This window comes from Blastococcus sp. KM273129 (assembly GCF_021698995.1).
GTDB lineage: Bacteria > Actinomycetota > Actinomycetes > Mycobacteriales > Geodermatophilaceae > Blastococcus.
Genome location: NZ_SSXB01000143.1, coordinates 1 through 3,853, shown reverse-complemented (window position 1 = coordinate 3,853; position 3,853 = coordinate 1). Strand labels below are relative to the sequence as shown.

Genomic DNA, 3,853 nt, shown 5'->3' with positions numbered 1-3,853 from the left:
CCCCACCGAAGTGGTTCACCGTTCGACTTGCATGTGTTAAGCACGCCGCCAGCGTTCGTCCTGAGCCAGGATCAAACTCTCCGTAGATGATTTGATACCGGCTGAGAACCGAGAGCTGACACTCTCGATATCAATCAACCAAAGGAATCCCAGCCAACCCACAACGGGGCCGGCACGGGGTATTACTTGGCACTGACTTTCGGCACGCTGTTGAGTTCTCAAGGAGCGGACGCGCAGGAACTCGACCCTTCCGGGCTTCGTCCCTGGCTGGATGTCCAACTCTACGCCGGTTTCCGGTGCACCCGCTACCCGCAGGCCCCGGCCCGGCGGCCCTCCCGGGCCGCGCGGCGCAAAGAGAAAGTTACACGGGCGCTCCACCGGACGTCAAACCGGGGGCGCCGTGACGCCCGACACGCTGCCGTCACACGGCCGTCGCCCGGCGTTCACCCGCCCCGAGGGGCTCAGGCGCCCCGCCGGACACCGGCGATCGAGCGGCGCCCGCGACGCAGGACGAGCCACCCCCCGGGGAGCCAGGCGTCCTCGCCGGGGCGGGTCTCGCCATCGGTCACCCGCTCGTTGTTCAGGTAGGCCCCGCCCTCCTTGACCGTGCGCCGGGCCTCGGACAGCGACCCCACCAGGCCGGTCTGCTGCAGCAGCTGGGCCACCGTGGGCAGCTCGCCGTCGACGGTGATGCTGCCGGCCTCCTGCAGCGCCGCGCCGAGGGTCGCCCCGTCCAGGGAGCGCAGGTCCTCGCGGCCGAAGAGCGCGCGGCCGGCCGCCTCGGCCTGGCGGAGCTGCTCGGGCCCGTGCACCAGCAGGGTGAGCTCCTCGGCCAGTGCGCGCTGCGCCGTCCGGGCGGCCGGCCGCTCGAGGCTCTCGGTCACCAGCGCCGACACCTCCTCGGCCGGGCGCTCGGAGTAGAGCGGCAACCACGCCCGGGCGTCGGCGTCGTCGGCGTTGAGCCAGAACTGGAAGAAGGCGTACGGCGACGTCAGCGCCGGGTCCAGCCAGACGGCCCCGCCCTCGGACTTCCCGAACTTGGTCCCGTCGGACTTCGTGACCAGCGGCGTCGAGAGCGCGTGCACCCGCGCACCCTCGGTGCGGCGGACCAGGTCGATGCCGGCGGTCAGGTTGCCCCACTGGTCGGAGCCTCCGGTCTGCAGCGTGACCCCGTGCCGGCGGTGCAGCTCGCGGAAGTCGTTGGCCTGCAGGATCTGGTAGCTGAACTCCGTGTAGCTGATGCCCGCCTCCGAGTTCAGGCGGGCGGACACCGCCTCCTTGGCCAGCATCTGGCTGACCCGGAAGTGCTTGCCCAGCTCGCGGAGGAAGTCGATCGCCGAGACCGGCGCCGTCCAGTCCAGGTTGTCGACGTAGACCGGGGCGCGCGTGCCGTCCGCCTCGGCCGGCACCTCCAGGAAGGGCGCGACCTGCTCGCGGATGCGCTGCACCCAGGTCGCCACGGTGTCGCGGTCGTTGAGCTGGCGCTCGGCCGACGGGCGCGGGTCGCCGATCAGCCCGGTCGCCCCGCCGACGAGGACGACGGGCTGGTGCCCGGCCCGCTGCAGCGCCCGCAGCACCATGAACTGGAGCAGGTGCCCGACGTGCAGGCTCTGCGCCGTCGGGTCGAAGCCCGCGTAGTAGGTGACCGGCCCCTCGGCGAGGTGGGCCCGCAGTGCGGCCTCGTCGGTGCTCTGGGCGATCAGCCCGCGGCGGTGCAGCTCGTCGATCACGTCGGTCACGGGGCACCATCCTGCCCGCCCCGGCCGCGGCGCGGTCGGCCGCCCGGGCGGAAGGCGCTCACCGACGCGGCCCCGGTCTCCCAGAACCGCCAGGGGAGGTCGGTGGCCACGCTGATCCCGACCCGGGGCCCGGCCGACACACCGGCCGGCGGAGCTCCCCGGTGCAGCCGCACCGGGGAGGAGCCGTCGAGCAGGTCGGTGCCGAGGTCGGGGCGCCCGATGGCGAGGGCCTGGGTCAGCCGGGCAGGCCCGCCGGCCAGGTCGCGCGCGGTGCGCGCCGCCGGACGGCGGGACCGGGCCAGCTCCTCCCCCGCCACGACATCACCGGCCCGGAGCAGGACCGCCGAGCCCTCGCCCTCGTGGCCGACGACGACGTTGGCGCACCAGTGCACCCCGTAGGAGAAGTACACGTACAGCCGCCCGGGCGGGCCGAACATGATCGCCGCCCGCGGCGTGGGACCGCGGTGGGAGTGCGCGGCGGCGTCCACCCCCGACCCGGAGTAGGCCTCGACCTCGGTCAGCCGCAGCGCGACGGTGCCCTCCGGGCGGTCGGTCACGACCCAGCAGCCCAGCAGCGACGACGCGACCTCGTCGACCGGCCCCAGCAGCTCCTGGGCCCGGACCAGCGGCCCCGGCCCGTGCACCGGCGCGCTCAGAGGGCCGCCGCCACGGGCGAGGACACCGCCCACTCCGCGTGCTGCCGCGCCGCCTCGGCGAGCTGGACCAGCTGCCCGGCGACGCGCTCGGGCGCCGTCCCACCGCGGGCCGACCGCGCGGCCAGCGCGCCCGGCACCGACAGCACCGACCGCACGTCGGGGGTGAGCCGCTCGTCGATGCCGGCCAGCTGCTCGTCGTCCAGCTGGTCGAGCTCGAGCCCCGCCTCCTCGCAGTAGGCCACCATCGCGCCGGAGATCTCGTGCGCCGACCGGAAGGGCACCCCCTGGCGGACGAGCCACTCCGCGACGTCGGTGGCCAGCGCGAAGCCCTGCGGCGCGGCTGCCTCCAGCACCTCGGGCCGCAGGGTCAGCGTCGCGACCATCCCGGTGACCGCCGGCAGGAGCAGCAGCAGCTGCTCCATGGAGTCGAAGACCGGCTCCTTGTCCTCCTGCAGGTCCCGGTCGTAGGCCAGCGGCAGCCCCTTCAGCATGGTGAGCAGGCCGGTCAGGTTGCCGACGAAACGACCCGACTTGCCCCGGGCCAGCTCGGCGATGTCGGGGTTCTTCTTCTGCGGCATGATCGACGACCCGGTGGCCCAGGCGTCGTCCAGGCGGGCCCAGCCGAACTCGGTCGACGTCCAGAGCACGACCTCCTCCCCGAGCCGGGAGAGGTGCACGCCGATCAGCGCGGCGGCGAAGCAGAACTCGGCGGCGAAGTCGCGGTCGCTCACCCCGTCGATCGAGTTGTCCGAGGCGCGGTCGAAGCCGAGCTCGGCGGCGACGGCGTCGGGGTCCAGCGGCAGCGAGGAGCCGGCCAGCGCGCCGGAGCCGTAGGGGCTCACGGCTGCCCGCCGGTCCCAGTCCCGCAGCCGGTCGACGTCGCGGGCGAAGGCGTGCGCGTGGGCCAGCAGCTGGTGGGCGAAGAGCACCGGCTGGGCGTGCTGCAGGTGCGTCATGCCGGGCGCGGCGACGTCCTGGTACCGCTCGGCGAGGCCGACCAGCGCGTACTCCAGCGAGGACAGCTCGCCGACCAGCGCCCGCACGGTGTGCCGCAGGTAGAGCCGCAGGTCGGTGGCGATCTGGTCGTTGCGGCTGCGGCCCGCGCGCAGCTTGCCGCCCAGCGCCCCCAGCTTCTCGGTGAGCCCGCGCTCGAGGGCCTCGTGCACGTCCTCGTCGGACTCGACCGCGACGAACGTGCCGGCGGCCACCTCGTCGGACAGCTCGCGCAGCGCGCCGAGCATCAGGTCGAGCTCGTCGTCGGCGAGCAGCCCGGCGCGGTGCAGCACGCGGGCGTGCGCCCGGGAGCCGGCCAGGTCGAAGGGGGCGAGCTTCCAGTCGAAGTGGGTCGACTTGGACAGCGCGGCCATCGCCGGGGACGGGCCACCACCGAAGCGCCCGCCCCAGAGCCGGGTGTGCGGGGCGGGGGCGGTCGGGTCGGTCACGGGGTGCTTCCTCCGG

General features: G+C 74.2%; 3 protein-coding genes and 1 rRNA gene. All 4 read right to left on the bottom strand.

Features of this window, described 5'->3' with window-relative positions:
• Positions 1 to 87, bottom strand: a 16S ribosomal RNA gene (locus E9565_RS21580); the annotation flags it as partial.
• A 374-nt stretch (positions 88 to 461) separates the two neighbouring features.
• The gene (gene tyrS, locus E9565_RS21575; RefSeq protein ID WP_236828810.1) at positions 462 to 1,739 is read right to left on the bottom strand and encodes a tyrosine--tRNA ligase; all 1,278 of its coding nucleotides are present in this window, start codon (positions 1,737 to 1,739) and stop codon (positions 462 to 464) included.
• Positions 1,736 to 2,383, bottom strand: a complete 648-nt coding sequence (locus E9565_RS21570; protein ID WP_236828809.1) for a DNA-3-methyladenine glycosylase — start codon at positions 2,381 to 2,383, stop codon at positions 1,736 to 1,738. Before E9565_RS21570 ends, tyrS begins: the two co-directional genes overlap by 4 nt.
• Positions 2,384 to 2,391: 8 nt before the next feature.
• Positions 2,392 to 3,837, bottom strand: coding sequence for an argininosuccinate lyase (argH, locus tag E9565_RS21565; protein WP_308196180.1), 1,446 nt, complete (start codon positions 3,835 to 3,837; stop codon positions 2,392 to 2,394).
• Positions 3,838 to 3,853 lie beyond the last annotated feature (16 nt).